23 protein-coding genes and 1 tRNA gene are annotated in these 25094 nt (G+C 71.6%); 11 read left to right on the forward strand and 13 right to left on the reverse strand.

Annotation, left to right across the window (positions count from 1 at the left end):
• The first annotated feature begins 281 nt into the window (after nucleotides 1-281).
• Complete coding sequence (locus IFT36_RS01350; protein ID WP_200412243.1) at nucleotides 282-1820, forward strand: amino acid permease; 1539 nt, start codon at nucleotides 282-284, stop codon at nucleotides 1818-1820.
• Between the two features lie 362 nt (nucleotides 1821-2182).
• Here IFT36_RS01350 and IFT36_RS01355 read toward each other — a convergent pair.
• A tRNA-Lys gene (locus tag IFT36_RS01355) sits at nucleotides 2183-2255 on the reverse strand.
• 97 nt (nucleotides 2256-2352) lie between these two features.
• Here IFT36_RS01355 and bcp point away from each other — a divergent pair.
• On the forward strand, nucleotides 2353-2823 hold the full coding sequence (gene bcp, locus IFT36_RS01360; RefSeq protein ID WP_056046268.1) for a thioredoxin-dependent thiol peroxidase: 471 nt from the start codon (nucleotides 2353-2355) through the stop codon (nucleotides 2821-2823).
• A 99-nt stretch (nucleotides 2824-2922) separates the two neighbouring features.
• Here bcp and IFT36_RS01365 read toward each other — a convergent pair whose 3' ends face one another.
• Nucleotides 2923-3378 (reverse strand): hypothetical protein, encoded by a 456-nt coding sequence (locus IFT36_RS01365; protein ID WP_200412244.1) that lies wholly within the window; start codon nucleotides 3376-3378, stop codon nucleotides 2923-2925.
• A gap of 168 nt (nucleotides 3379-3546) precedes the next feature.
• Here IFT36_RS01365 and IFT36_RS01370 point away from each other — a divergent pair, with 168 nt between their 5' ends.
• On the forward strand, nucleotides 3547-3795 hold the full coding sequence (locus IFT36_RS01370; RefSeq protein WP_043594001.1) for a WhiB family transcriptional regulator: 249 nt from the start codon (nucleotides 3547-3549) through the stop codon (nucleotides 3793-3795).
• Between the two features lie 127 nt (nucleotides 3796-3922).
• On the opposite strand, the gene IFT36_RS01375 is transcribed toward IFT36_RS01370, so the two are convergent.
• Nucleotides 3923-5416, reverse strand: a complete 1494-nt coding sequence (locus IFT36_RS01375; RefSeq protein ID WP_173151150.1) for a sensor histidine kinase — start codon at nucleotides 5414-5416, stop codon at nucleotides 3923-3925.
• Nucleotides 5417-5579: 163 nt separating this feature from the next.
• Between IFT36_RS01375 and IFT36_RS16295 the strand changes: the two genes are divergently transcribed.
• Entirely contained in the window at nucleotides 5580-6128 is a 549-nt protein-coding gene (locus IFT36_RS16295; RefSeq protein ID WP_249408412.1) for an Rv3235 family protein, read from the forward strand.
• Between the two features lie 82 nt (nucleotides 6129-6210).
• On the opposite strand, the gene secA is transcribed toward IFT36_RS16295, so the two are convergent.
• The 6 genes from secA to mtrA form a co-directional block, all read right to left on the reverse strand.
• Nucleotides 6211-9057 (reverse strand): preprotein translocase subunit SecA, encoded by a 2847-nt coding sequence (gene secA, locus IFT36_RS01385; protein WP_200412245.1) that lies wholly within the window; start codon nucleotides 9055-9057, stop codon nucleotides 6211-6213.
• Nucleotides 9058-9257: 200 nt separating this feature from the next.
• Nucleotides 9258-9962, reverse strand: a complete 705-nt coding sequence (hpf, locus tag IFT36_RS01390) for a ribosome hibernation-promoting factor, HPF/YfiA family (RefSeq protein ID WP_056046276.1) — start codon at nucleotides 9960-9962, stop codon at nucleotides 9258-9260.
• Nucleotides 9963-10079: 117 nt separating this feature from the next.
• Nucleotides 10080-10817, reverse strand: a complete 738-nt coding sequence (locus IFT36_RS01395) for a ComF family protein (RefSeq protein WP_162234604.1) — start codon at nucleotides 10815-10817, stop codon at nucleotides 10080-10082.
• A gap of 101 nt (nucleotides 10818-10918) precedes the next feature.
• On the reverse strand, nucleotides 10919-12619 hold the full coding sequence (locus IFT36_RS01400) for an LpqB family beta-propeller domain-containing protein (RefSeq protein WP_157485337.1): 1701 nt from the start codon (nucleotides 12617-12619) through the stop codon (nucleotides 10919-10921).
• Complete coding sequence (gene mtrB, locus IFT36_RS01405; protein ID WP_233568357.1) at nucleotides 12612-14384, reverse strand: MtrAB system histidine kinase MtrB; 1773 nt, start codon at nucleotides 14382-14384, stop codon at nucleotides 12612-12614. Before mtrB ends, IFT36_RS01400 begins: the two co-directional genes overlap by 8 nt.
• Nucleotides 14385-14393: 9 nt before the next feature.
• Nucleotides 14394-15074, reverse strand: coding sequence for an MtrAB system response regulator MtrA (gene mtrA, locus IFT36_RS01410; RefSeq protein WP_056046282.1), 681 nt, complete (start codon nucleotides 15072-15074; stop codon nucleotides 14394-14396).
• A gap of 149 nt (nucleotides 15075-15223) precedes the next feature.
• Between mtrA and IFT36_RS01415 the strand changes: the two genes are divergently transcribed.
• From IFT36_RS01415 to IFT36_RS01435, 5 genes are all read left to right on the forward strand, one after another.
• Entirely contained in the window at nucleotides 15224-16438 is a 1215-nt protein-coding gene (locus IFT36_RS01415; protein WP_056046285.1) for a hypothetical protein, read from the forward strand.
• Nucleotides 16435-17073 carry a DUF4129 domain-containing protein gene (locus tag IFT36_RS01420; protein WP_200412246.1) on the forward strand — a complete coding sequence of 213 codons (639 nt, stop codon included), beginning with the start codon at nucleotides 16435-16437 and terminating at the stop codon, nucleotides 17071-17073. The genes IFT36_RS01415 and IFT36_RS01420 overlap by 4 nt, the downstream gene beginning before the upstream one ends.
• The gene (locus IFT36_RS01425) at nucleotides 17070-18254 is read left to right on the forward strand and encodes a DUF4350 domain-containing protein (RefSeq protein ID WP_056046289.1); all 1185 of its coding nucleotides are present in this window, start codon (nucleotides 17070-17072) and stop codon (nucleotides 18252-18254) included. The genes IFT36_RS01420 and IFT36_RS01425 overlap by 4 nt, the downstream gene beginning before the upstream one ends.
• Nucleotides 18255-18324: 70 nt before the next feature.
• A complete protein-coding gene (locus IFT36_RS01430) occupies nucleotides 18325-19278 on the forward strand; it encodes an AAA family ATPase (protein WP_056046296.1) in 954 nt (317 codons plus the stop codon).
• 2 nt (nucleotides 19279-19280) lie between these two features.
• Nucleotides 19281-20573 carry a DUF58 domain-containing protein gene (locus IFT36_RS01435; RefSeq protein WP_056046297.1) on the forward strand — a complete coding sequence of 431 codons (1293 nt, stop codon included), beginning with the start codon at nucleotides 19281-19283 and terminating at the stop codon, nucleotides 20571-20573.
• 28 nt (nucleotides 20574-20601) lie between these two features.
• Here IFT36_RS01435 and IFT36_RS01440 read toward each other — a convergent pair whose 3' ends face one another.
• Entirely contained in the window at nucleotides 20602-21597 is a 996-nt protein-coding gene (locus IFT36_RS01440) for a stage II sporulation protein M (RefSeq protein WP_056046300.1), read from the reverse strand.
• Between the two features lie 18 nt (nucleotides 21598-21615).
• Here IFT36_RS01440 and IFT36_RS01445 point away from each other — a divergent pair, with 18 nt between their 5' ends.
• Nucleotides 21616-22500: an RDD family protein gene (locus IFT36_RS01445; RefSeq protein ID WP_082460291.1), complete on the forward strand. Its 885-nt coding sequence runs from the start codon at nucleotides 21616-21618 to the stop codon at nucleotides 22498-22500.
• 30 nt (nucleotides 22501-22530) lie between these two features.
• Here the strand turns inward: IFT36_RS01445 and IFT36_RS01450 are convergent, their stop codons facing one another.
• The 3 genes from IFT36_RS01450 to IFT36_RS01460 all read right to left on the reverse strand — a co-directional run bounded on the left by IFT36_RS01450 (nucleotide 22531) and on the right by IFT36_RS01460 (nucleotide 24573).
• Nucleotides 22531-22782: a metal-sensitive transcriptional regulator gene (locus IFT36_RS01450; RefSeq protein ID WP_236556883.1), complete on the reverse strand. Its 252-nt coding sequence runs from the start codon at nucleotides 22780-22782 to the stop codon at nucleotides 22531-22533.
• A gap of 167 nt (nucleotides 22783-22949) precedes the next feature.
• Nucleotides 22950-24371 carry a phosphomannomutase/phosphoglucomutase gene (locus IFT36_RS01455; protein ID WP_192123207.1) on the reverse strand — a complete coding sequence of 474 codons (1422 nt, stop codon included), beginning with the start codon at nucleotides 24369-24371 and terminating at the stop codon, nucleotides 22950-22952.
• The gene (locus IFT36_RS01460) at nucleotides 24361-24573 is read right to left on the reverse strand and encodes a DUF3499 family protein (protein ID WP_056046306.1); all 213 of its coding nucleotides are present in this window, start codon (nucleotides 24571-24573) and stop codon (nucleotides 24361-24363) included. The genes IFT36_RS01455 and IFT36_RS01460 overlap by 11 nt, the downstream gene beginning before the upstream one ends.
• A 71-nt stretch (nucleotides 24574-24644) precedes the next feature.
• Between IFT36_RS01460 and IFT36_RS01465 the strand changes: the two genes are divergently transcribed.
• The gene (locus tag IFT36_RS01465) at nucleotides 24645-25094 is read left to right on the forward strand and encodes a metallopeptidase family protein (protein WP_056046308.1); all 450 of its coding nucleotides are present in this window, start codon (nucleotides 24645-24647) and stop codon (nucleotides 25092-25094) included.

Here is a 25094-nt window from a genome sequence, read left to right on the forward strand (position 1 = left end):
TGATCGGACCATCGGTCGGCGCGTCCTGATGATGACGGGCCCGGTCTCCCGGGCCTCCACGACCGTAGCCGACATCCGTCGTCCATCCGAATTGCGAACCGGCCCGACGTCGCCGCGGGTGTACCCCGGCCACCCTGTGTCCCGGCGTGTCGCCCATGCCTGTGGGCCTGGTGATCGTCACCCATTCGTTACCCGCATGTGAATCGGCACCGCGCCTCCTGGGGGTTCGCCCGTCTCGCGGCGGTGATGCGGGCGAAACCGATAGGGGCTACGGTCGACCGATGACGAGTCCCACGAACGGGGACGGCGACGCCTCCACCGAGACGCACCTCCCGCAAGACTTCTCGCACGAGCAAGAGGGTTTCCAGCACGGGCTCAAGCCGCGTCAGCTGCAGATGATCGCCATCGGCGGGGCGATCGGCACGGGGCTCTTCCTCGGCGCCGGCGGTCGACTGGCCTCGGCCGGTCCGGCTCTCGCGATCGTGTTCGCGATCTGTGGCGTCTTCGCGTTCTTCATCCTGCGTGCCCTCGGCGAGCTGGTGCTGCACCGCCCCTCCTCGGGGTCGTTCGTCTCGTACGCCCGCGAGTTCTTCGGCGAGAAGTTCGCCTACGCGGCCGGGTGGATGTACTTCCTGAACTGGGCGATGACGGCCATCGTCGACGTCACCGCGGTCGCCTTGTACCTGCACTACTGGTCGGCGTTCACCGCGGCACCCGACTGGCTGCTGGCCCTGGTGGCCCTCGCCGTGGTGCTCTCGGTCAACCTGCTGGCCGTGAAGGTCTTCGGCGAGATGGAGTTCTGGTTCGCGATCATCAAGGTCGCCGCTCTCGTGGTGTTCCTCGTGGTCGGCGTCGTGTGGCTCGCGGCGGCGTTCCCCGTAACGCACGACGGTGCCGCGGTCGACACCGGCTGGGGCCTCGTGGCGTCGTCGGGCATCCTGCCGAACGGCCTGCTGCCGGCCGTCATCGTGGTGCAGGGCGTCGTCTTCGCCTATGCCGCGATCGAGCTGGTGGGCACGGCGTCGGGCGAGACCCAGAACCCCGAGAAGGTCGTGCCGCGCGCGATCAACACGGTCATCATCCGCATCGCGGTCTTCTACGTCGGGTCGCTGGTGCTGCTCTCGCTGCTGCTGCCCTACACGGCCTACAAGGCGGGCGAGAGCCCGTTCGTCACGTTCTTCGGCAGCATCGGCAGCCCCGAGGTGGGCGACGTCGCGGGGTCGATCATGAACTTCGTGGTCGTGACGGCCGCGCTGTCGAGCCTTAACGCCGGGCTGTACTCGACCGGCCGCGTGTTGCACTCGATGGGCATGAACGGCTCGGCCCCGAAGTTCACGACGAAGATGTCGAAGGGCGGGGTGCCGTTCGGCGGCATCCTGTTGACCGCGAGCATCACCCTGCTGGGCGTCGTGCTGAACGCGATCGTGGGGGCGAACACGGCGTTCGAGATCGTGTTGAACATCGCGTCTCTGGGCATCCTGACGGCGTGGGGCACGATCATCCTCTGCCAGATGCGACTGCGTCAGTGGGCGAAGCAGGGCAAGGCCAAGGAGCCCTCGTTCCGGCTGCCGGGGGCGCCGGTCACGAGCTACCTGACGCTGGCCTTCCTGGCCGCGGTCGTCGTCCTGATGGCGATCGACTGGCCGATCGGGTCGTTCACGGTCATGTCGCTCGTCGTGATCATCCCTCTGTTGATGCTCGGGTGGCACCTGCAGCGCGACCGCATCCTGGCTGCCGCCCGCCTCCGTGAGGGCATGACGGGCCCGTACCCCGTGACCGGCCGCGACGCCGCCTCGCAGGTCCCCCGCGACGGCCAGTAACCCCGCCACCCCCTGAGCGCAGGAGGCGCGGGCCGCCCCGCCCGCGCCTCCTGCCGTCTCCCCCCGCTGACGACCCAAGCAACCTCACTCCCCCGTGACGAGCAAAGCAACGTCACCCCCCGTGACAAGCGAAGCGACGTCACCCCCCGTGACGAGCGAAGCGACGTCACCCCCGTGACGAGCGAAGCGACGTCACCCCCCGTGACGAGCGAAGCGACGTCACCCCCGAGCAACGGCGACCTGGCGGGCCCGGCTGATTCCCCGTGCGAGGTGGGCCGCGGTCCGCGGAGCGGACCAGACCCATACGACGAAAGAATCCCCCGCTTCTGCGACTGCAGAACACGGGGGACCCAATTCTTTCGTGCACCCCCTCGGACTTGAACCGAGAACCCACTGATTAAGAGTCAGTTGCTCTGCCAATTGAGCTAGAGGTGCGTGCTGCGATCTCTCGCAACGACGGTCAACACTAGCATGAGATCCGACCCACTCAGAACCATCGGCGCCGTCCGCGGCGCCCGCAGATCGGAGCACCATGTCCACGAAGCTCGAGAAGGGCGCTGCCGCGCCGACGTTCACCCTCGACGACGAGAGCGGTTCGCCCGTCTCGCTGGCGGATTACTCGGGGCAGAAGGTCATCGTGTACTTCTACCCGGCGGCGTCGACGCCGGGCTGCACGACGGAGGCGTGTGACTTCCGCGACAACATCAACTCGTTGAAGTCGTCGGGCTACCAGGTGCTGGGCGTCTCGAAGGACGAGCCGGCCGCCCTGCAGGAGTTCAAGGACGAGCAGGGGCTGAACTTCCCGCTGCTCAGCGACCCCGAGCTGACGGTGCACCAGGCGTACGGCGCCTACGGCGAGAAGAACAACTACGGGCGCATCGTGACGGGCACGATCCGCTCGACGTTCGTGGTCGACGAGCAGGGCGCCGTCGAGCTGCCGCTGTACAACGTGAAGGCGACGGGGCACGTGGCGTCGCTCCGCAAGAAGCTCGGCCTCGACTGACCCCTTCGGCGACGAGGAGCGCAGGAGGCGCGGCGCCGGTCTCGAGGACCGGCACCGCGCCTCCTGCGTGTCGTCTCGCGACGGCGGCGGGCGGGTCGGTCAGTAGACGTGGGGGTCCGAGTCGCGGGCCGAGGTGGCCGCGACGACCGACGGCACGAGCAGCAGGACCACGACGGCGACGGCCGGCGCGAGGAGCGCGAGGCCGATGGTCGGGTTGGCGAAGACGCCCTGCAGGCTGCCGATGCCGACCGCGAACTGCAGCACCTGCCACACGATCGCCGCTCCCCTGATCCAGGCCCGGCCGCGCAGGGCGCCGACCACGATGGACCCGAGCCAGGCGGTCGCCAGCAGGGTCAGGACGAAGATCGCGACGGCCGACGGGTACGAGTCGGGACGGGCGACGAGCAGCTCGACGAGCAAGAAAGCCGCCGTTGCGGCGACCAGCAGGAACTCGGCGGAGAGCAGCACGATCACGACCCAGAGCAGTGCGGGTCGACGGGTCTCGGCAGACCGACCGGTCTCGTCTCGGGCGCCGTCCGGGCCTGCTGTGGTCACGTGTGAGCCTCCGAAAAATCCTTGATTTGGCCGTACCAGTATGCGACCATATTCGAGGTCGAAGTGACGCGCACATTGCGGTGCGCGCCTCCCGAATTCTTCTCTTTCCCCATCCCGAACCAGGCGCTTCGACGTGCCTGGTTCTGCACTTTTAAGGAGTACCCATCGATGGATTGGCGCGACAAAGCCGCTTGCCTGCAGGCTGACCCGGAGCTCTTCTTCCCCGTCGGCAACACGGGTCCCGCCGTCGACCAGATCGACAAGGCCAAGGCCGTGTGCGGCCGCTGCACCGTGACCGAGACCTGCCTGCAGTACGCGCTCGAGACCTCGCAGGACTCCGGCGTCTGGGGCGGTCTGAGCGAAGACGAGCGTCGCGCGCTCAAGCGTCGCGCGGCCCGCGCCCGCCGCGCCAGCTGATCGACCGTCGACCGCCCGCTGCGGTCGACCTCCGGCCCTCGGGGCCGATGACGAAGCCCGGCACCTGATTGCAGGTGCCGGGCTTCGTCGCGTCCGGGGCGGGGTCGTCGCCGGCCTCCGCTGTGGCTCAGGGCTGGGTGAGCCAGCGGAACGGGATCTCGATGGTGACCTCGGTGCCGTTGCCGACGAGGGTGTGCCAGTCGATGGTGCCACCGAGTTCGCCCTGGATCAGCGTGCGGACGATCTGGGTGCCGAGCCCCGAGCCGACCTTGCCCTCGGGCAGCCCGACCCCGTTGTCGCGCACCTTGACCGTCAACTCTTCCGCCCGACGGTCGGCGACGATCTCGACCTCGCCGTCGCGACCGTCGAGGCCGTGCTCGACGGCGTTCGTCACGAGTTCGGTCAGGGCGAGGGCCAGGGGCGTCGCGTACTCGCTCGGCAGGGCACCGAAACTGCCCGTCATGGTGGGGCGGACCGTCGTGTTGTGACTCGACGCGACCTCGGCGATCAGCATGAGGACCCGGTCGAAGACGGTGTCGAAGTCGACGTTCTGGCTGAGCCCCTCGGACAGCGTGTCGTGCACGACGGCGATCGACTGCACTCTGCGCATGGCCTGCGTCAGTGCCTCACGGGCGACGTCGGTGTGGGTACGACGTGCCTGGATGCGCAGCAGAGAGGCGACGGTCTGCAGGTTGTTCTTGACCCGGTGGTGGATCTCGCGGATCGTGGCGTCCTTGGTGATCAGCTCGCGCTCTTGGTGACGCAACTCGGTCACGTCGCGACAGAGGACGATCGCCCCGACGCGCTCACCACGGTCACGCAGCGGGATCGCGCGCAGCGACACCGTGACCCCGCGCGCCTCGATGTCGGTGCGCCAGGGCGCCCGGCCCGTGACGACCAACGGCAGGGACTCGTCGATCACGAGCTTGCCCGCGAGCAGGCCGGTGGTGACCTCGGCCAGCGACTCGCCTTCGAGCTCGCCGGCGAACCCCATGCGGTTGAAGGCCGACAGGCCGTTGGGGCTGGCGAACGTGACCATGCCGTCGACGTCGAGGCGCAGCAGCCCGTCGGAGGCGCGGGGTGCGCCCCGTCGCGGACCCGTCGGCGCCCCCAGGTCGGGGAAGTCGCCGGCGGCGATCATGGCGAAGAGGTCGTTGGAGCACTGGTTGAAGGTCAGTTCTTGACGGCTCGGCGTGCGCGCCTCGCTGAGGTTCGTGTGCCTCGTGATGATGGCGATCGGTGCGTCGGTCACGTCGGGCCGGCTGGCCCCCAGGCGGCGGAGCACGGGCACGGCCCGGACGCGCGTGGGCGTCTCTTCGTACCAGTCGGGTGCGGCCGAGTCGACGATGCGGGTCGTCGTGAACGCCTGCTCGATCTGCTCGCGCCACTCGGGCCGCACCTCTTGTCCGACGAAGTCGCGGTAGAAGAGCGTGGCCGAACTCGAGGGCCGGGCGTGGGCGACGGCGACGAAGCTGTCGGTCTGCGTGGGGACCCAGAGGACGATGTCCGCGAAGGCGAGGTCGGCGAGCAGCTGCCAGTCCCCCACCAGCAGGTGCAACCACTCGACGTCCACCTCGCTCGAGAGGCCCTGGGCGAGAACGAGATCACTGAGCGTCGACACCCGCCCAGTCTAGGTCGACGGTCCGTCCGGCGACGTCGGCCACTCCCCGGCGGGAGGACCCGACCACCGCTTCTCCACAGACCGTCGAGTCGGTCTGGTTTTGCAATCTCACATGTCATATCTTCTAGTCATGCCCGGACGCACGTGAACAGGAAGACTGCCCATGCCCTCGAACCACCACGCCCTCGCCCTCGTCGAGCCCCAGGGGCCCACCGCACCGCCTCGGCCGCACCTGAGGCCCGTCCCGCCGCTCGCGAACCCGGGCCCGACCGACCCCGTGCCCGGGGGTGGGCCGTCGGAGGGTCGACCATCCGGTCCCCGACCTGCCGTCCGCACGGTCCCTCGTGGCGGCACCTCGTCCGGGTCCCCCTTCCCGGACGATCCGGACCTGCTCGTCGAGAACCTGGTCCGCTGCGTCGTCGAGATCCTGGCCGGGGCACGAGAACTCGACCAGGTCTCGCGGTGGGTCACCGAGGACGTCTACCGCACCCTGCACAAGCGGGTCGTCCTGGCCACCCGGGCCCGGTCCGCACACGGCATGCGTGCTCGGCGACCGGTGTTCACGATCGGCGGCATCCGGTCGAGTTCGCCCGCCGACGGGGTGATCGAATCCGTCGTCGTCGTGCACGGCCGCGCTCGGAGCCGAGCGGTCGCCGTCCGACTCGAGACCTACGACAGCCGGTGGCGAGCAGCGGCCGTGCACGTGCTCTGACGGTCGGCCCGGTCACCGCGGACGGACGACGCGCCCCCGAGCCAGGCTCGGGGGCGCGTCGATCGTCGTTCGGACGACGGGATCAGCGGGTCTTCTTACCGGCCGCTCGGCGATCGGCACGGTTCACCGGAGCCTCGCCGCCGGCGGTCTTCTGGCCGAAGGCGCCGACCTTGCCGTCGTCGGCCTGACGTGCCGCCGGGCCACCGGAGGCGCGAGCCGCCGCGATCTCGGGCGAATCGGAACGCTCGGCTTCGTCCTGAGCCTTCTGGGCCTTCGCGGTCGCACCCTTCTCGAGCTGACCGCGCTGGTTGCGCACCTCGACCTCGCCGTCGATGTTGGGAGCCGAGTAGGCCAGCTGGGTCTGCGGTTGCTTCTCGGCCTCGAGCCCCTTGGCCGCGATGACCGGTGCCTCGGTGGCGCCGACCTGGCCCTGCACCTCGACCTCGAGGTTGAACAGGAAGCCCACGGTCTCTTCGCGGATCTGGCCCATCATGCTCTGGAACAGGGCGTAGCCCTCGCGCTGGTACTCGACGAGCGGATCTCTCTGGGCCATCGCGCGGAGACCGATGCCGTCCTTCAGGTAGTCCATCTCGTAGAGGTGGTCGCGCCAGCGACGGTCGATGACCGACAGCACGACCCGACGCTCGAGTTCGCGCATGGCGGGCTCGCCGAGGGTCTCGGTGCGCGCCTCGTAGGCGACCTTGGCGTCGGAGAGGATCTCCTGCCCGAGGAACGCCCGGGTCGCCTTGCCCTTCGAGCCGGCCTCGGTGATGACCTCGTCGATGGTGATCGAGATCGGGTACAGGGTGCCGAGTTCGGTCCAGAGGGCGTCGAGGTCCCAGTCGTCGGGGCTGCCGTCACCCGTGTGCTGGTCGATGACCTCGTTGACGACGTCCTCGAGGAACTTCTGGCTGCGGTCCTTCAGGTCGTCGCCCTCGAGGATGTGGCGACGGTCCCCGTAGATGGCCTCGCGCTGACGGTTGAGGACGTCGTCGTACTTGAGGACGTTCTTGCGGATCTCGGCGTTGCGCGACTCGACCTGCGACTGGGCCGAGCGGATGGCCCGCCCCACGATCTTGTTCTCGATGGCGAGGTCGTCGGGCACGTTGCCGCGACCCATCAACGACTCGGCGGCGCCCGAGTTGAACAGGCGCATCAGGTCGTCGGTCAGCGACAGGTAGAAACGGCTCTCACCGGGGTCGCCCTGACGACCCGACCGACCGCGCAGCTGGTTGTCGATGCGACGCGACTCGTGGCGCTCGGTGCCGAGGACGTACAACCCACCGGCGTCGATGACCTTGTCGGCCTCTTCTTGCACGGCGGCCTTCTGGGCGGCGAAGACGTCGTCCCACGCGGCCTCGTACTCGTCGGGGGTGTCCACCGGGCTGAGACCCTTGGCGTTCATCTCGGCGACGGCGAGGAACTCGGCGTTGCCGCCGAGCATGATGTCCGTCCCGCGACCGGCCATGTTGGTGGCGACGGTCACGGCGCCGGCGCGACCGGCCTGGGCCACGATGGCGGCCTCTCGAGCGTGGTTCTTGGCGTTGAGCACCTCGTGCTTGACGCCCTTCTTGGCGAGCAGTCGCGAGAGGTACTCGCTCTTCTCGACGCTGGTCGTGCCGACCAGCACGGGCTGGCCCTTCTCGTGCCGCTCGACGATGTCTTCGACGACCTGGTCGAACTTGCTCGTCTCGTTCTTGTAGACGAGGTCGGTCTGGTCGATGCGCTGCATCGGACGGTTCGTCGGGATGGGCACGACGCCGAGCTTGTAGGTGCTCATGAACTCGGCGGCCTCGGTCTCGGCCGTACCGGTCATGCCGGAGAGCTTCTTGTAGAGGCGGAAGTAGTTCTGGAGGGTGACCGTCGCGAGGGTCTGGTTCTCGGCCTTGACCGTCACGCCCTCTTTCGCCTCGATGGCCTGGTGGATGCCCTCGTTGTAGCGGCGACCGCTGAGGATGCGACCCGTGTGCTCGTCGACGATCAGGACCTCGCCGTTGATGACGACGTAGTCCTTGTCGCGCTTGAACAGCGCGTCGGCCTTGATGGCGTTGTTGAGGAACGAGATGAGCGGGGTGTTCGCCGACTCGTACAGGTTGTCGATGCCGAGGTAGTCCTCGACCTTCTCGATGCCGGGTTCGAGGACCCCGACGGTGCGCTTCTTCTCGTCGACCTCGTAGTCGGTGCCCGCGACGAGGCGCCGGGCGACCGTGGCGAACTCGGTGAACCACCGGTTGGCCTCGCCCGACGACGGGCCCGAGATGATCAGCGGCGTGCGGGCCTCGTCGATCAGGATCGAGTCGACCTCGTCGACGATCGCGAAGAAGTGGCCACGCTGCACCATGTCCTGCGCCTGCCAGGCCATGTTGTCGCGGAGGTAGTCGAAGCCGAACTCGTTGTTGGTGCCGTACGTGATGTCGGCGGCGTACATCTCGCGACGCTCGGCCGGGGTCTGGCCCGACAGGATGCACCCGGTCGTCATGCCGAGCGCCCGGAAGACGCGCCCCATGAGCTCGGACTGGTAGCTGGCGAGGAAGTCGTTGACCGTGATGACGTGCACGCCGCGCGACGCGATGGCGTTCAGGTACGCCGCCGTGGTGGCGACGAGCGTCTTGCCCTCACCGGTCTTCATCTCGGCGATGTTGCCGAGGTGCAGGGCCGCGCCACCCATCAGCTGCACGTCGAAGTGCCGGAGGCCCAGGGTGCGCTTGGACGCCTCGCGGACGGCGGCGAAGGCCTCGGGCAGGAGGTCGTCGAGCGACTCACCCGACGCGTACCGCTCGCGCAGCTCGACGGTCTCGTTGCGCAGCTCGTCGTCGGTGAGGGTCGTGAAGTCGTCCTCGAGCTCGTTGACCGCCTTGGCGTAGGCCTTCAGCTTGCGCAGCGTGCGGCCCTCGCCGACGCGGAGGACCTTCTCGAGGACGTTGGCCACTGGTGTGCTCCCATGTGTTCGGTCGAACCCGCGGAACGCTCCGCGGTCTCGCTGAGGTGATCCGCATCGGAGCACCGAGGTGTCGAAGGTCCGTCCTGGACCGGCCCACGATCGTAGCAAGCGTAGTGGCCGACCCCCTGGGAGGCGACAGGGACGTGCCCGCGCCTCCCGGGGTGTCGGCCACCCGGTGGGTCAGGAGGTCAGCTCGCCAGACCCGCCCGCAGGGCCGTCGCCGTCTCTTGCAGGTCGGGCGAGTCCTGGTCGAGCCCGATCACGCCGTAGTCCCAGCCCTTGCGGCGGTACACGACGCTCGGACGCTCGGTCTCGGCGTCGATGAAGAGGTAGAAGTCGTGGCCGACGAGCTCCATGTAGTAGAGCGCGTCGTCGACCGACATGGGCGTCGACGCGAAGACCTTCTCGCGGATGACCACGGGGCAGTACTCCTCTTCGAGTTCGTCGGCGGGGGCCTCGTCGCCCACCACCGTCACGGCCCCGGTGCGGACCTGGTCGAGCGTCTCCGCCGCGGCGGGGGTGACACCCACGCCGCTGAAGTCGGCCGTGGCCGCCTCGCGCAGCGACGTCGGTCGGTGTTGCCCGCGATGGATCTTCTGCCGGTCCTTCGCCCGGCGCACCCGTTCGAGGAGCCGACCGATCGCGAGGTCGAACGCCGCGTACTTGTCGGCGGCCGTGGACTCGGCCCGCACGAGGGGGCCGGGGCCGATCAGCGTGATCTCGACCCGGTCGTCGCCCGCCTGCCCACCGGACTTCTCGTGGTGCCGCGACACCTTGACCTCGAGGGCGAGGGCCTTCGTGGCCAGCGCGGCGACCTTGTCTGCCTTCTCGGTGGCGTACTCGCGGAAACGATCGGTGATGCCGACGTTTCGACCCGTGACGGAAATTTCCATGACGACCTCCTGTGGCTATCGACGTGCCGCCTGTCAGCCAGGCGGATGTCCTTTCACGCCTTTCGCCCCACCGTAGCCACCCGGACACCCCCGTGTCACGCACCGTTCACCGTTCGCTCAGGGGCGACCGGCGCCCGAGCCCGACGGGGTGGCGGCCACGCACGCCGCACCGACCACGATCGCGCCCCGGGCGACCAGCGCACGACGCGCCTCCTGGAGGGTGCCCCCGGTCGTCACGACGTCGTCGACGAGGACCACCTGCGACCCCGTGAGATCGCGGGTGGCGCGGAGGCTGCCCTCGCGGTCCCTCAGACGCTGCTGTCGGTCGCGGCCCTTCTGTCCGCCGCCGGCCCGCGCCGTCGGCACGAGGACGCGCGAGCCCACCACGAGACCGAGCCGACGCAGCACCAGGTCGACCGGGTCGTAGCCCCGCCGACGCCGCCCCCGTCGTGACGCCGGCACCGGGACGACCAGCAGCGACCGATCGCCCGGGCGCGCGTCCCCGTCGGGTGCCCCCTCGGCCGCCACCTGACCGGCGCAGGACCGGAGAGCGGCACCGAGAGCCGGGGCGAGCACCTCGGCCAGGCGCACGCGTCCGCCGTTCTTGAAGGCCAACACGACGCCCCGCGCCTCGAAGGCGTAGACGAGTCCGGCGAAGACGGTCAGCCCGTCGGGGAGGTCGATCCGGACGACCTCGGGGACGAGCCGGCCCCGGCAGTCGCGGCACAGGCCGACGTCCGGGGCGTGGCAGCCCGCGCACGAGACGGGCGACACGACGGACAGCGCCTCGCGGACGGCCCGCACCAGGGCGTCCCGCGCATCGACGGCGGGACGGGGACGAGGCGACCGGGGCACACCGACAGCGTGGACTCCCCCGGGTGCGCACGCCGCGCCTCCGTCGTCGGAGGAGGACGACCTACCCCCCACCTGCCCTGGGGAGGAGGCGACCCGGGGCGTCAGCGCTGGGTCGCCACCAGGTCGGCCGTCAACCCCGTGGCCTGCCAGCTGCTGCCCCGGGGTTCGAGCACGTCGCCGTCGGCACCCAGCAGCAGCAGTCGGTCGAAGCCGTTGCCCCCGACGATCGCGACCGCCTCGCCCGACGGACGGCCGGCGCTCGAGGAGTCCCCGCCGACCTCGGACATCGTCACCCGTGACGACTCCCCGACGGTGGTCAGGACGGCGACGGTCAGTTGGTCCGCCCAGGTCGCGTCGACGGGGGCGCCGTCCGGAGCCGACAGTTCGAGGGTCGGGCCCAGCCGGAGCGGGACCCCGTCGGCGTCCCGCACGACGGCGGCCACGAGGAGGCGCGACTCGCCCTGGTCGTCGAGCAGCAGCAACGCGCGGGTGCCGTCGCGCGAGATGCGGAAGGTCGTGACGCTCGGCCCCGCGGGGAGCGACGTCACCACGGGGTGGGGCGTGCCGTCGAGGGCGTACGCCGTGAGGCTCGTCGGGTCGTCGGCGACGAGCGACCAGACGAATCCCGCGTCGTCGAGCGAGGGGGCGACGAGTCCGGTCCGGGCGTCGACCAACCGGGCTCCTCCCTGAGAGGTGACCGCGTACGCGCCCGACGAGGTGCCGACGGCGGCGGCCGTCTGGTCTGCGGACAGCTCGACCGACCGGGGGCGGAGCGCCTCCACCGCGTCCGAGAGGCCCGGGAGCTGGCTCGTGGCGCTCGTGGTGGCGAATCCCAGCACGCCGTCGGCCAGCACGAGGGGCCGGGCGTCGACCGCGGGGTCGCGCACCGGCACGGGCTGCTGCATGGCCGGCACGGTCAGAGGCGCGCCCTCGACGCTGAGCTCGACGGCGGTCACGGTCGCGAGGGTCGAGAAGCTCGCCAGCAGCTGCGCCTGCATCCGGGCCCGGGCGGCGGGGGTCGCCTCGAGGGCGTCGGCGGTGAGGTCGACGCGGGCCGTCCCGTCGTCGACCGTGATGGCCGTCAACGACAGCTGGGTGCCCTCGGGGAAGGCCGAGACGACGGCACCCTGCAGCCAGTCCGACGGTCCGTCGAGCAGGGCCGTCGCGAGGCGCGTGCTCGTCGACGACCGTGCGAGGAACCACCGCTCGTCGGGCACGAGATAGGTGAAGGTGGGGTCGTAGAAGTAGGCGGCGTGCGACCGGAAGACCGAGTCGAACGTGGCCGGCGAGAGGACGATGCCGTCGGGGGCGTCGCTGATGCGCCACTCGCCGCCCTCGCGGACGAAGGAGAACGCCAGGGACGTCGTCGTGGAGGACGTGGCCGGCGTGTAGTGCCCCGCCGAGTCGACCGTCGCCGAGCCCACGAACGCGTAGTCGAGCGTCGACCCGCCGACCCGCGAGGTCGACCCGACCCCGGGCCTGATGGTGACGCTGGCCCGCGGCTCCCACTCGTCGGCGAAGCCGGCGCTGAGGAACTGCCGGGCCACCCCGTAGTTGTCCTGGGACCCGGTGCCCGCCGAGAGGAAATCGCGCAGCAGTCTCTCTTGCGAACTGCCGGCGACCGGCCCGTTGGGCCGGAACACGAAGTCGCTGACCACGTCGTCGCTGACGGTGTCGCCCTGCTGCACCTGACCGGCGTCCGGGATGCCGACGCACCCGGTCAGGGTGATCGCGGCGCCCACGAGGACCGCCAGCACCACGGACCAGCGGCCCCGCCGGGCGTTCCGTCGTGGGTCAGTCATCGTCGGCACCCCCCGCCGACCGCGACGGGATCGGCACGCCCGGCGTCTCGGCCACCGGGACCGAACCCGACCACGGTTCGCCCGTCACCGGCACGGTCGTCTCGCCCCGACGGTCCGGCGGCACGACCGGCAGGGGCGCCCCCTCGATGCGACCGCCCGCCACGCGGGGCAGGGTGACGACGAACCGGCTGCCCGAGCCCGGCTCGGACCAGACCTCGAGCCGGCCGCCGTGCAGGGCCGCGTCCTCGAGGCTGATCGCCAGGCCCAACCCGGTGCCCCCGATGGTGCGCTTGCGAGAGGGATCGGCCCGCCAGAACCGGTCGAACACGCGCGAGGCATCGGCCGGGCTCATGCCCACACCGTGGTCGCGGACGGCCACCGCGACGGCCGTGGCGTCGCTGTCGACCTCGACCTCGATCGGCCGCCCCTCGCCGTGTTCGATGGCGTTGCCCAGCAGGTTGCGCAGGATGCGGCGCAGCCGCCGCGGGTCGATCTCGGCCTCGAAGTACCCGCCCCGGGCGACGACCGAGACGACGCTGCCGGACCCGGCGGCGAGCGGCCCGAACTCGTCGACACCGTCCTCGACGAGACGGACGACCGTGACGGGCTCGGTGTCCAGCTCGACGGCACCGGCGTCGAACCGCGAGATCTCGAGCAGATCGGCGAGGAGCAGCTCGAACCGGTCGACCTGGGTGTGCAGCAGCTCGGCCGTCCGGGCGGCCGAGGGCGTGAACGACGTGCGCTGGTCGTAGAGGACGTCGCCGGCCAGCCGGATCGTGGTCAGCGGCGTGCGCAACTCGTGCGAGACGTCGCTCACGAAGCGTTGCTGGACGCGCGACAGCTCGGCCAGCTGCGAGATCTGGCGCTGCATGGCGTCGGCCATCCCGTTGAAGGAGCGCCCGAGCGTGGCCACGACGTCCTGCCCCTTCTCGGGGATGCGTTCTTCCAGGTGGCCGGCCGCGATCTTCTGGCTGGTCTCGGCCGCTGTGCGGATCGGCCCCACGACCAGGCGGACGACGAGGTAGGTGATCGCCGCGATCAACAGCACGAGTGCCAGCGAGCCGATGCCGAGGGTCCGTTGCATGAGGTCGAGCGTGGCCTGCGCGTCGCTGAGGTCGTAGACGAGGTAGAGCTCGTACTGGCCCGCGGTGGGCACCTGCAGGGTCGAGCCGACCGCGATGCCCGGCGAGCCCCCGCCCTGCGAGGTCGGAGGGAGCGACACCGACTGCATCGAGAGACGCTCGTCGTCCGCCGCCACCGCCTCGCGGAGGGCCGGCGAGATCACGGAGTCGGGGAAGTCGGGGCTGGCGATGTTCTGGATGGTCTGCGGGCTGTTCTGCCCCGGCGTCCGGAGGATCGCGATGCTCGTCCCGCCCGGGCTCGAGGTCGAACCCAGGATGGCGGTCTGGGCCTCGTTCTGCAGCGCGTCGAGCTCGACCTGGTTGGCGTCCTCGGTGGCGGTGGCCGAGTCGAAGATGTTCTGCGCGAGGAGCGTCGCCCGGACGCTCTCGGCCTCGACCTGCTCCCGGCGCTGGTCGTAGAGGCTCGTGCCGATCGTCACCGAGATGAGCGTGCCGATCACGGTCACGGCGACGGTCGACAGCACCACCGTGAGCGCGACGGTGCGGAACGACAACGACGACCGCCAGAAGCCGACCACCCGGGTCGGCCACGTGCGCCACGCCGGTGCCCGCCACGACCACGGTCCGCCCGAGCGGACGGGCCCGCCCTGGTCGGGCCCCGCGACCGTCGACACGAGCGCCACCCGACCGGGCTACGAACCCGCGCCGGCGCGGTACCCGACGCCGCGCACGGTCGTGACGATGCGGGGCGCGTCCGGATCGTGCTCCACCTTGGCGCGAAGCCGCTGCACGTGCACGTTCACCAGACGGGTGTCGGCTTTGTAGTGGTAACCCCAGACCTGTTCGAGCAGCATCTCGCGCGTGAAGACCTGCTGCGGCTTCGAGGCGAGCGCGAGCAGCAGCTCGAACTCGAGCGGGGTCAGGGCGATCGGGGTGTCACCGCGCCGCACCTCGTGCGCGGCGACGTCCAGGCGGAGGTCACCCACCGTGAGCACGTCGTTCGTGGGCTCGGTGGCCGGGCGGAGCCGGGTGCGGATGCGCGCGACGAGTTCTTTCGGGTTGAACGGCTTGACCACGTAGTCGTCGGCCCCGCTCTCGAGACCGCGGACCACGTCGGCCGTGTCGCCCTTCGCCGTCAGCATGATGATCGGCACGCCGCTCTCGGCCCGGATGAGGCGACAGACCTCGATGCCGTCGAGGCCGGGCAGCATCAGGTCGAGCAGGACGAGGTCGGGTGAGGCCTCGTGGAACGCCTCGAGGGCGGCCGCGCCGTCGCCGCAGAAGTGGGGGTCGAACTCGTCGGCGCGAAGGACGATGCCGATCATCTCGGCGAGCGCCGGGTCGTCGTCGACCACGAGGATGCGCGGGTTCATGTTCTCCGTCTGGGCTGGGCCGCTCGGGAGGCGGCACGTCAGGACAGATTAGTGCAGGAGGCGCTCGTCGGCTGGCAGCGCCCGGTCCGGTGTGGAAACATGAACACACTCGTGAGGACGACCTCACGGTCAGGACGACCAGGGGGACCATGAGCGATCCGAACGCCTGGAGCACACCGGGGGGCGACACGTCCCCGCCGCGCTGGGGCGAGCGCGTCGACCCCACGTCACCCGGCCCCCTCTCCGCGGGGCCCGTCCCGGGGGCCGCCCCGGGCGGCACCACCCCGCCGGCACCCGGCTGGGCTCCGCCGCCGAAGCCGGGCCTCGTCCCGCTGCGCCCCCTCACCTTCGGCGAGATCCTGGGTGCCTCGTTCCAGGTCTTCCGCCGCAACCCACGGACCACGTTCGGCACGGCCCTGCTGTCGCAGGTCGTCCTGCTCGTGGTGACCGTGGTGATCACCGGCGGCAGCGCCTTCCTCGCCTTCGGACGCGTCGAGCAGGCCCTCCCCCGGGACCGTGACGCGGTCCTTGCCGGCGCCGTCGCCGTCGTCGCCGCGTCGGCCCTCGTGCCGATCGCCCTGCAGGTGATCGTCACGGCCCTGTTGCAGGGGCTCTTCGTGCTCGAGACCTCGCGGCAGACGCTCGGGGAGAAGCTCCGACTCGGCGGCCTCTGGGCGATGGCCAAGGGCCGCGTCGGCACGCTCGTCGGGTGGTCCGCCCTGCTCACGGTCGCCTACGTCGTGGCGCTGGCGCTCGTGGCCGGCGTCGTCGTCGTCGGCGTGGCCGTCGGCTCCGGGCCGAGCATCGCCGTCGGCGTCGTGCTCGCGGTCCTCCTCGGCCTGGGCCTCCTCGTCCTCGGCGTGTGGCTGACCGTGAAGACTGCCCTCGTGCCGAGCGCCATCATGCTCGAACGGCTGACGCTGGGCGCGGCCGTGCGGCGCTCGTGGTCGCTGACCCGCGCCTCCTTCTGGCGGACCTTCGGCGTGATCGCCCTGGTGTTCCTCATGGTCCAGGTCGCGTCGCAGGTCGTCGCGACGCCGTTCTCGGTGCTGTTCAGCGTGTTGACGGGCACGCTCGCGCCGACGGGGGACGTGACCGACCCGACCTTCCTGGCCCTCACGGCGGGCACCTACGCCGTCACCCTCGGCATCACGGCCGTCATCGGCGCGATCGGGTCCGTGCTGCAGGCGGCGTCGGCCGGCCTCGTCTACGTCGACCGACGCATCCGCACCGAAGGGCTCGACCTCGAACTCGTGCGCTACGTCGAGCGCGGCGGGCGGGCGGTCGGAGGACAGCCCGACCCGTACCGCACGCCCGAGGCCCCGGTCCCGCCGACGACGCACCCGGGAGCACCGCGCTGGTGAGCCCGCTGCCCTTCGCCGCCGGGCCGCCCCTGACCCCTGACGCCGACGACGCCCGGCGCGAGGTCCTGCGCGAGCTCACCGGGCCCGAGTACGTGGCGGCGCAGCCGTCCTGGCTCGACCGTGCGGCGCAGGCGTTCTGGGACTGGCTGGGGTCGATCCGGTTCGGAGGGACAGAGGGGGCGCCGGCGGTCGCGTTGATCGTGCTGCTCGCGGTCGTCGTGGTGGTCGTCCTGGTCGTGCTGCTCGTCTACGGGGTGCCGCAACTCAACCGCCGGTCCGCGCGTGACCTCGCCCTCTTCGGCGACGACGACGTCCGTGACGCCGACGCCATGCGTGCCGCGGCCCGGGAGGCGGCCTCCCGGGGTGATCTGACGCTCGCCGTCGCCGAGGCCTTCCGGGCGATCGCCCGTTCGCTGGCCGAGCGGGGCGACGTCGCGGTCTCCCCCGGCACCACCGCACGCGACGTGGCCCGCCGGGCGGGCGACGTCTTCCCCGACCTCCGGGCCGACTTCGCGGACGCCGCCACGGCCTTCGACGGCGTCCGCTACCTCGACCGCCCGGGCACCGACGAGGACTACCGGGCCGTCACGGAGCTCGACCGGCGCGTCACCTCGTCCCGGCGGGTGCCCGCGTGACCGCCGCCGCACCGTCCGAGGCGCCCACCTCCGTCTCGACCCCCACCGTCGCGGTGTCGGTCCGACGTGCCCGGTTCTGGGTCGCACTCGCCCTCGTCCTGGCCCTCGGCGTCGGGGCGGCTCTCCTCGTGGGCTCGGGCTCGGGAGAAGGCCGCGCCCTCGGCCCCGCGAACGCCGCCCCCGGCGGGGCCAAGGCACTCGTCGAGGTGCTCGGCCGCCAGGGCGTCGACGTGACCGTCACGACCACCCTCGACGAGACCCTGGACCGACTCGGGTCCGGTGGCGGCACGCTCCTCGTCGACGACGCCTCGGGGTTCCTGGTCGGCGACCAGTGGGGGCGTCTCGTCACGGCGACCTCCCACCTCGTGCTCCCCGCCCCGGGGCCCGCCGCGCTCGACGCCGTGGCCGCGGGCGTCGCGTCGACCGGCCCGGTCGACGAGGGCACGGCCGGGCCCGCCTGCTCGTCACCGGCCCTCGCGCAGACGTCCCGGGTCGACGTCGCGGGCGTCGCGTACGACGTCGACGCCCCCGGCGCCGTCCGCTGCCTGCCGACCGACGACGGCTACGGGCTCGTCGAGCTGGAGGACGGCGACACGCGCGTGTCCGTCCTGGGAGCCACGGACGCCCTGACCAACGGCTCGATCGGGACGCACGACGACGCGGCCTTCGCACTCGCGCTGCTCGGCGGGTCCTCCGAGCTGACCTGGTACCTGCCCTCGGCCGGCGACCTGCCCGAGGGCGAGGGCACTCTCGCCACGCTGACGCCGTCATGGGTGACGCCGTCGCTGGTCGTGCTCCTCCTGGCCGGAGTGGCCGCGATGGTGTGGCGGGGTCGACGCCTCGGAGCTCTCGTCGTCGAGCGGCTGCCGGTCACCGTCAAGGCCTCCGAGACCACCGAGGGGCGCGCCCGCCTCTACGAGCGCTCCGGGCAGCGCCGCCATGCCCTCGACCAGCTCCGCATCGGCACGCTCGGGCGACTCGCGCGCACGACGGGCCTGTCCTCGACCGCGTCGGTCGACGAGATCGTCGCCCGGGTGGCCGCACTGATCTCGGCCGACCCCCGGGGCCTGCGGCACGTGCTCGTCGACGCCGACCCGGTCGACGACCGCGAGCTCGTCGCGCTGAGCGACAGCCTGCTCGACCTCGAGGGTGCGGTCCGACGGGCGACGACTCCGTCGTGACCCGCCCCGCGCCTCCCCCGCCTCGTCCGATCGCCCCCGCATCGACCCCCACCCCGGAGAAGACCACCAGATGAGCTCAGAACTGCAGCAGACCTTCGCCCGAGTCCGAACCGAGGTGGGCAAGGCCGTCGTCGCCCAGGACGGTGCCGTGACGGGCCTGATCGTGACCCTGCTGGCCCAGGGTCACGCCCTGCTCGAAGGCGTCCCCGGCGTGGCCAAGACCCTTCTCGTGCGCGCCCTCAGCCACTCGCTCTCGCTCGACACCGCCCGCGTGCAGTTCACGCCCGACCTGATGCCCGGCGACATCACCGGATCGCTCGTGTACGACGCGAAGTCGGGCGAGTTCGAGTTCCGGGCGGGGCCGGTGTTCACCAACGTCCTGCTCGCGGACGAGATCAACCGCACGCCTCCCAAGACGCAGTCGGCGCTGCTCGAGGCCATGGAGGAGCGCCAGGTCTCGGTCGACGGCGTCAGTCGCGCGTTGCCGACCCCGTTCCTGGTCGCGGCCACCATGAACCCCGTCGAGTACGAGGGCACCTACACGCTGCCCGAGGCCCAGCTCGACCGCTTCCTGATGAAGCTCACGCTCGACCTGCCGCCGCGCGAGGCCGAGGTCGAGGTGCTCGGCCGTCACGCCGCCGGCTTCTCGCCCCGCGACCTGCGAGCCGCGGGCGTGACCCCGGTCCTCGGGCCCGACGACCTCGCCCGCGCCCAAGCGGAGGTGGCCCGGGTCGGTGCCTCCCCCGACGTGCTCGCCTACATGGTCGACCTGGCCCGGGCCACGCGCGAGAGCCCGTCGGTCAAGATCGGCGTGAGCCCCCGAGGGTCGACGGCCCTCCTCGCCGCCTCGAAGGCCTGGGCGTGGCTGACCGGCTTCGACCACGTCACGCCCGACCACGTCCAGGCCATGGCCCTGCCCGTGCTGCGACACCGCCTGCAGCTGCGGCCCGAAGCCGAGCTCGAGGGCGTCGACGCCGACGCCATCGTCCGCTCGGTGCTGCAGCAGGTCCGGGTCCCGCTCTAGCCATGGCGATCACCGGTTGGTTCGTGGTGCTCGTCGCGCTCGGCGTCGTGCCCGTCGTCCTGACGGGCAGCGGGTGGGCGATCGTCGGCTGGCTCGGCGTCGTCGCCGCGCTGACGGTGCTCGACGTGGCCCTCACGGCGTCGCCCCGGTCGCTCACCATCCGGCGCGAACTGCCGGGGGCGATCCGTCTCGGCGAGAGCGCACCCGCCCGGCTGACCGTGGTGAACGACGGCCGACGCACGCTGCGCGGACTCGTGCGCGACGCATGGCAGCCGTCGGCCGGAGCGACCCCGACCCGCCGTCGCCTGTCCCTGCGACCGGGGCGGGCCGCGACGCTCACCGTCACGCTGACCCCGTTCCGCCGGGGCGAACGCCGCGCCGGCGGCGTCACCGTCCGCACGATCGGTCCCCTGAGGCTCGCCGGTCGTCAGGCGACGCACGAGGTGCCGGGCGCGGTCCGCGTGCTCCCGCGGTTCTCGTCGCGCAAGCACCTGCCGTCCCGTCTGGCCCGTCTCCGAGAACTCGACGGGCGCACGAGCGTGATGATCCGCGGCCAGGGCACCGAGTTCGACAGCCTGCGCGAGTACGTGCGAGGGGACGACGTCCGCTCGATCGACTGGCGGGCGACCGCACGCCGCGACGACCTCGTCGTGCGCACCTGGCGGCCCGAGCGCGACCGTCGGGTGGTCGTCGTGGTCGACACGGGGCGGACCTCCGCGGCCCGCATCGACGACGAACCGCGGCTCGACACGGCCTTCGAGTCGGCACTGCTGCTCGGGGCGTTGGCCTCGCGGGCGGGCGACCGGGTCGACGTCGTCCTCTTCGACCGACGGGTCAGGGGTCGGGTGCAGGGCGCGACGGGGCCCGCCCTGCTCTCGTCGATGGTCGAGACCATGGCCCCCGTCGAGCCCGAACTGGTCGAGACCGACTGGGCCGCCGTGCCGGCCCTCGTCCGCTCGGTCACGTCCCGTCGGGCGCTCGTCGTCCTCGCGACCACCGTCGACAGCCCCGGCGCCTCCCGCTCCTTGCTGGCGGCGATCCCCCAACTGACCCGCCAGCACCTCGTGGTCGTCGCGTCGGTCACCGATCCGGCCCTCGACGAGACGGTGGTGCGACGGGGCACCCGCGACGAGGTCTACCGGGCCGCCTCGGCCGAGCGGGCCCGACTCGACCAGGGCCGGGTCGCCGCCGCCCTGCGTCAGGTCGGCGCCGACGTCGTGACCGGAGCGCCGGCCGACCTGCCCCCCGCCCTCGCCGACCGCTACCTCGCGCTCAAGGCGGCCGGCCGCCTCTGACGCAGGCTCGGTGGCCGACGACGCGGGATCAGTCGGCCACGAGTTGTGTGGCCCCGGCCTCGAACTCGTCGAGGTCGCCGGTCTGTCCCGCCCGGTGGGCCCGTCCGCCGAGCAGCCACTGATAGGCCAGGAACCCCAGGAGGGCCACGGTGCCGATGCCGATCTTGATCGGCCAGGGCCAGGCCTGCCGGGTGACGAACCCCTCGATGACGCCCGAGACCAACAACGAGAGCATCAACCCGACCGCGATGGTCACGAGCGCGCGTCCGTCCTGGGCCAACGCCTGCCCCCGGGTGCGGGCACCGGGTGCCACCCAGGACCAGAAGATCATCAGACCGGCGGCCCCGGCGACGAAGATGCTGTAGAGCTCGAGCTGACCGTGCGGAGCGATGTACAGGAAGAACTGGTCCAGCCGCCCCTGGTCGGCCATGAGCCCGGCCGAGATCCCGACGTTCATGGCGTTGCTGAGGATCGCGTAGGGAACCCAGACCCCGGTGATGCCGAACGCCACGCACTGCGCGGCGATGTAGGCGTTGTTCGTCCACACCTGGCCGGTGAACGACGTCGAGGCGCTCTCGGAGTAGTAGTTCACGAAGTCCTGCTCGGCGAACTGCCGGCGGAACTCCTCGCTGCCGAACGAGGCCAGCAGCGCGGGTGTGTTCGCGGCCCAGGTCGCGAACACGGCCGCGACGACCACCGTCACGAGCGTCAACACGAGCGACAGCCACCGCACGCGGTAGAGGGCGGCTGGCAGCTGCACGACGAAGAAGGTCGGCAATTGGCTGAACAGGTTGCGACCCGCGCCCGTGAACCGCAGGCGTGCTCGCGACAGGGTCATGGAGAGCCGGTCGGCCACGACCGAGTCGCCGGTGGCGGTCTTCAGCGCCGACAGTTGCCCGGCCCCCGACTGGTACAGGCGGACGAGCTCGTCTGCCTCGGGCCCGCTCAGTCGCCCGCGCCGGGCGAGGCGCTCGAGCTCGGCCCAGTCGTGGCCGTGGGCGGCGGCGTAGGCGTCGATGTCCATTCTGCTTAGATACTAGGCATGTCCCGCACGAAGGCACGAGGCGCCTCCCCGGTGGTGCTGCGACCCGACCAGGTCGAGGCCTTCACGGCGGGTGGGGACGAACTGGTCACGGGCGAGGCGGTCGCCCTCGACCTCCGACCGACGAGCTTCGTGTTGCGCGCGGCCGGGGTGCTCATCGACTACCTGGCCTACGCCCTGCTGCTCGTCGGTGCGTTGGTGCTCGTCTCGTTGCTGAACGACGGCGGGGTGCTCGACGACGCCCTGTCACAGGCGTTCCTCGTGGCGTCGATCGCGATCTGCTTCATCGTCGTGCCGACGGTGGTCGAGACCGCGAGCCACGGGCGGTCCCTGGGCAGACTCGCCGTGGGCGCGCGCATCGTCCGCACCGACGGAGGGGCGATCGGCCTGCGCCACGCCCTCACCCGAGCGCTGGTGGGGCTGCTCGAGATCGTGTTCACCAGTGGCGGCCTGGCCGTCGTCGTCGCCCTGCTGAACGGCTCGTCGCGGCGTCTCGGCGACCTCATGGCCGGCACGTACAGTCGCAACGAACGCGTGCCCAAGGCCGCTCACGTGGTCTACGGCGTGCCGGCGCACCTGCAGGGGTGGGCCGAGATCGCGGACGTGGGGCGCCTGCCCGACGGCCTGGCCCGTCGCATCGCGTCGTTCCTGCAGCAGGCGCCGCAGCTCTCCCCGGCCAGTCGGCGACGCGTCGCCGACGAGTTGGCGGCCGAGACCACGCCCTACGTCTCGCCCGTGCCGTCCGGCGACCCGGAGTTCCTCCTGGCCGGCGTCTCGGCGCTCCGGCGTCGGCGTGAGTCCGCCGCCCTCGCTCGCGAGTCCGCGTTGCTCGACCGCCTCACCCCGGCGCTGACCGAGACGGTCCGGGGCTTCCCCCGGCGCTGACCCGCGTCGCCGTCGAGCCCGGCCTCCGCGTCAGGACCGGACGAGCCTCGCGATCGCCGCCGAGGCCTCGCGGACCTTGGCGTCCGCGACGTCGCCTCCCTCTCGGGCCGCCTGGGCGACGCAGTGGGCGAGGTGGTCTTCGAGCAACTGGAGCGCCACGGTCTCGAGGGCACGGGTCGCGGCACTGACCTGCGTCAGGACGTCGATGCAGTACATGTCGTCCTCGACCATGCGCTGGATGCCCCGGACCTGGCCCTCGGCGCGGCGGAGGCGCTTGACGATCTGTTCCTTGTCGCCGCTGTAGCCGACGTGCGTCGCCGTCGCGTGCTCACCCTGCTGCGCCACCCGCGCCTCCTCGTGTGTCGTCCGGTCACGCCGTGTCGACCGGTCCCGCCAGGATACCCCCAGGGGGTAACCGCTCCGCCCGTTCGGCCGCACCCGGCCGACCGTCAGCCGCGGATGAGCCCGAGCACGTCGTCGCGGACGCGCTCCATGCCGGCGGGCGTCGCCGCCTCGGCGTTGAGGCGCAGCAGCGGCTCGGTGTTCGACGGCCGGACGTTGAACCACCAGAACCCGTCGTCGGACGAACCACTGACCGTGAGGCCGTCGAGCTCGTCGAACTCGCCGACCCCGGTGTAGGCCTCGACGATGCGGGCGTACGCCGCCGGCACGTCGGTGACGGTCGAGTTGATCTCGCCGCTCGCCGCGTAGGGCGTGTACCGGTCGGTCAGGGTCGAGAGGGGCTCGGCCTGCGACCCGAACTCGGCCAGGACGTGCATGGCGGCCAGCATGCCGTTGTCGGCGCTCCAGAAGTCGCGGAAGTAGTAGTGCGCCGAGTGCTCGCCCCCGAAGATGGCCCCGGTCGCCCTCATCTCGTCCTTGATGAGCGAGTGGCCGACGCGGGTGCGCACCGGCGTCGCGCCGGCCGCCTCGATGGCCTCGGGCACCGCGCGGGACGTGATGAGGTTGTGGATCACCGAGATCTCGACGTCGGGCTCGGCGGCCCGGACGCGCGCGATCTCGCGGACGGCGACGATCGCCGCCACGGCCGACGGGGTCACGGCGTCACCCTTCTCGTCGACGACGAAGCAGCGGTCGGCGTCGCCGTCGAACGCGAGGCCCAGGTCGGCCCCGTGCTCGAGGACGGCCTTCTGCAGGTCGACCAGGTTGGCCGGGTCGAGGGGGTTGGCCTCGTGGTTCGGGAAGGTGCCGTCGAGTTCGAAGTACAGCGGGACGATCTCGATCGGCAGCTTCGGCAGCCCGGCGGCCTCGCCCAGCACGGCCGGGACGGTGAGCCCGCCCATGCCGTTGCCGGCGTCGACGACGACCTTGATGGGCCGGATGCCCGCGAGGTCCACGAGACCGCGGAGGTACGCGGCGTAGCCCGGCAACGCGTCGTGCTCCCGCACGGCGCCCGGCTCGGCGACGGCCTCGATGCCGTCGGCCAGGAACGAGGAGGCGCGGTCACGGATCGAGGACAGCCCCGTGTCGAGGCTGATGCCCTGGGCGCCGGCCCTGCTCATCTTGATGCCGTTGTAGGTGGCCGGGTTGTGGCTCGCGGTGAACATGGCCGCCGGGGCGTCGAGCGAGCCGGAGGCGAAGTACGACTCGTCGGTCGAGCACAGGCCGAGGGCGACCACGTTCGCACCCCGGGCCCGGGCCCCGCGGGCGAAGGCCTCGGCGAAGCCCGGCGAGGAGTCCCGCATGTCGTGACCCACGACCAGGTCGTGGCCGGCGCCGTCGATCTCGTCGGCGAAGGCCGCACCGAAGGCCTCGACCACCTCGTCGGTGAGCTGGGTGCCCACCAGTCCCCGGACGTCGTAGGTCTTGACGAAGGCGGTCAGGTCGACGGGGGCGTTCTCAGAGGTCATGACCCAAAACTACCCGGCGCAGGACCTCCCAGCCCTGCGGGACCGACAACGAGCCCGCGTGGCGGGCGCACAGGTCGTAGCCGTGCGGCTCGACGCGGTCGCTCAAGGGCCCGACCACGACCATCGAGTCGGCGTACACGTAGGTCAGCGTGGCGACGGCCTCGTCGTGGCACGTCACCTTGCTGCAGGGTCGACCGTTCATCTGCCCGACAGACTATCGCGAGGGTCCTCGGGGGCCGACCCGCGCCTCCTGGGCGGGCCTACGATGGGTTGATGAGCAGGCCCCGCCGCGCACGCGTCACCGACCGTTCCCGTCGGCGCGACCGCCATGGACGCGGGCTGCGGTCGTCCGCCGCCGGGCCTCACCTGCCCTTCCTGCGGACGAGGGTCGACCTCTTCGACGACATCGTCGCCGCCACCGCCGACTACCTCCGCGAGGCGTGGCCCGACGAGCTCGCCGACACGTCGTTCGAGGTCGCCGGCCTCCCCGCCGAACCGGACCGCACCCGGGTCGAACGGTGGTCCGTCGACCGGGCCGCCGGCCGGGTCGTGCTGTACCGCCTGCCGATCGAACGGCTCGCCCCCTCGCACGACCGGCGGGGGGCCGCCGAGGACGAGTGGAACCACCGGGTGCTCGTCGAGGGCTACGTGTTCCGGGCCGTCGCGGACCTCCTCGGCAAGGACCCGTGGGAGCTCGCTCCCGACCGCTGGCGCGACGGCTGA

The sequence above is a fragment of the Frigoribacterium sp. CFBP 13605 genome (assembly GCF_014839405.1).
Lineage (GTDB): Bacteria > Actinomycetota > Actinomycetes > Actinomycetales > Microbacteriaceae > Frigoribacterium.

What these genes read in the sequence shown, in the direction of transcription:
- IFT36_RS01350 (WP_200412243.1), top strand. Translation starts at nt 282, where the DNA reads ATGACGAGTCCCACGAACGGGGACGGCGACGCCTCCACCGAGACGCAC.
- bcp (WP_056046268.1), top strand. Translation starts at nt 2,353, where the DNA reads ATGTCCACGAAGCTCGAGAAGGGCGCTGCCGCGCCGACGTTCACCCTC.
- IFT36_RS01370 (WP_043594001.1), top strand. Translation starts at nt 3,547, where the DNA reads ATGGATTGGCGCGACAAAGCCGCTTGCCTGCAGGCTGACCCGGAGCTC.
- IFT36_RS16295 (WP_249408412.1), top strand. Translation starts at nt 5,580, where the DNA reads ATGCCCTCGAACCACCACGCCCTCGCCCTCGTCGAGCCCCAGGGGCCC.
- hpf (WP_056046276.1), bottom strand. Translation starts at nt 9,962, where the DNA reads ATGGAAATTTCCGTCACGGGTCGAAACGTCGGCATCACCGATCGTTTC.
- IFT36_RS01400 (WP_157485337.1), bottom strand. Translation starts at nt 12,619, where the DNA reads ATGACTGACCCACGACGGAACGCCCGGCGGGGCCGCTGGTCCGTGGTG.
- mtrA (WP_056046282.1), bottom strand. Translation starts at nt 15,074, where the DNA reads ATGAACCCGCGCATCCTCGTGGTCGACGACGACCCGGCGCTCGCCGAG.
- IFT36_RS01415 (WP_056046285.1), top strand. Translation starts at nt 15,224, where the DNA reads ATGAGCGATCCGAACGCCTGGAGCACACCGGGGGGCGACACGTCCCCG.
- IFT36_RS01430 (WP_056046296.1), top strand. Translation starts at nt 18,325, where the DNA reads ATGAGCTCAGAACTGCAGCAGACCTTCGCCCGAGTCCGAACCGAGGTG.
- IFT36_RS01435 (WP_056046297.1), top strand. Translation starts at nt 19,281, where the DNA reads ATGGCGATCACCGGTTGGTTCGTGGTGCTCGTCGCGCTCGGCGTCGTG.
- IFT36_RS01440 (WP_056046300.1), bottom strand. Translation starts at nt 21,597, where the DNA reads ATGGACATCGACGCCTACGCCGCCGCCCACGGCCACGACTGGGCCGAG.
- IFT36_RS01445 (WP_082460291.1), top strand. Translation starts at nt 21,616, where the DNA reads ATGTCCCGCACGAAGGCACGAGGCGCCTCCCCGGTGGTGCTGCGACCC.
- IFT36_RS01455 (WP_192123207.1), bottom strand. Translation starts at nt 24,371, where the DNA reads ATGACCTCTGAGAACGCCCCCGTCGACCTGACCGCCTTCGTCAAGACC.
- IFT36_RS01460 (WP_056046306.1), bottom strand. Translation starts at nt 24,573, where the DNA reads ATGAACGGTCGACCCTGCAGCAAGGTGACGTGCCACGACGAGGCCGTC.
- IFT36_RS01465 (WP_056046308.1), top strand. Translation starts at nt 24,645, where the DNA reads ATGAGCAGGCCCCGCCGCGCACGCGTCACCGACCGTTCCCGTCGGCGC.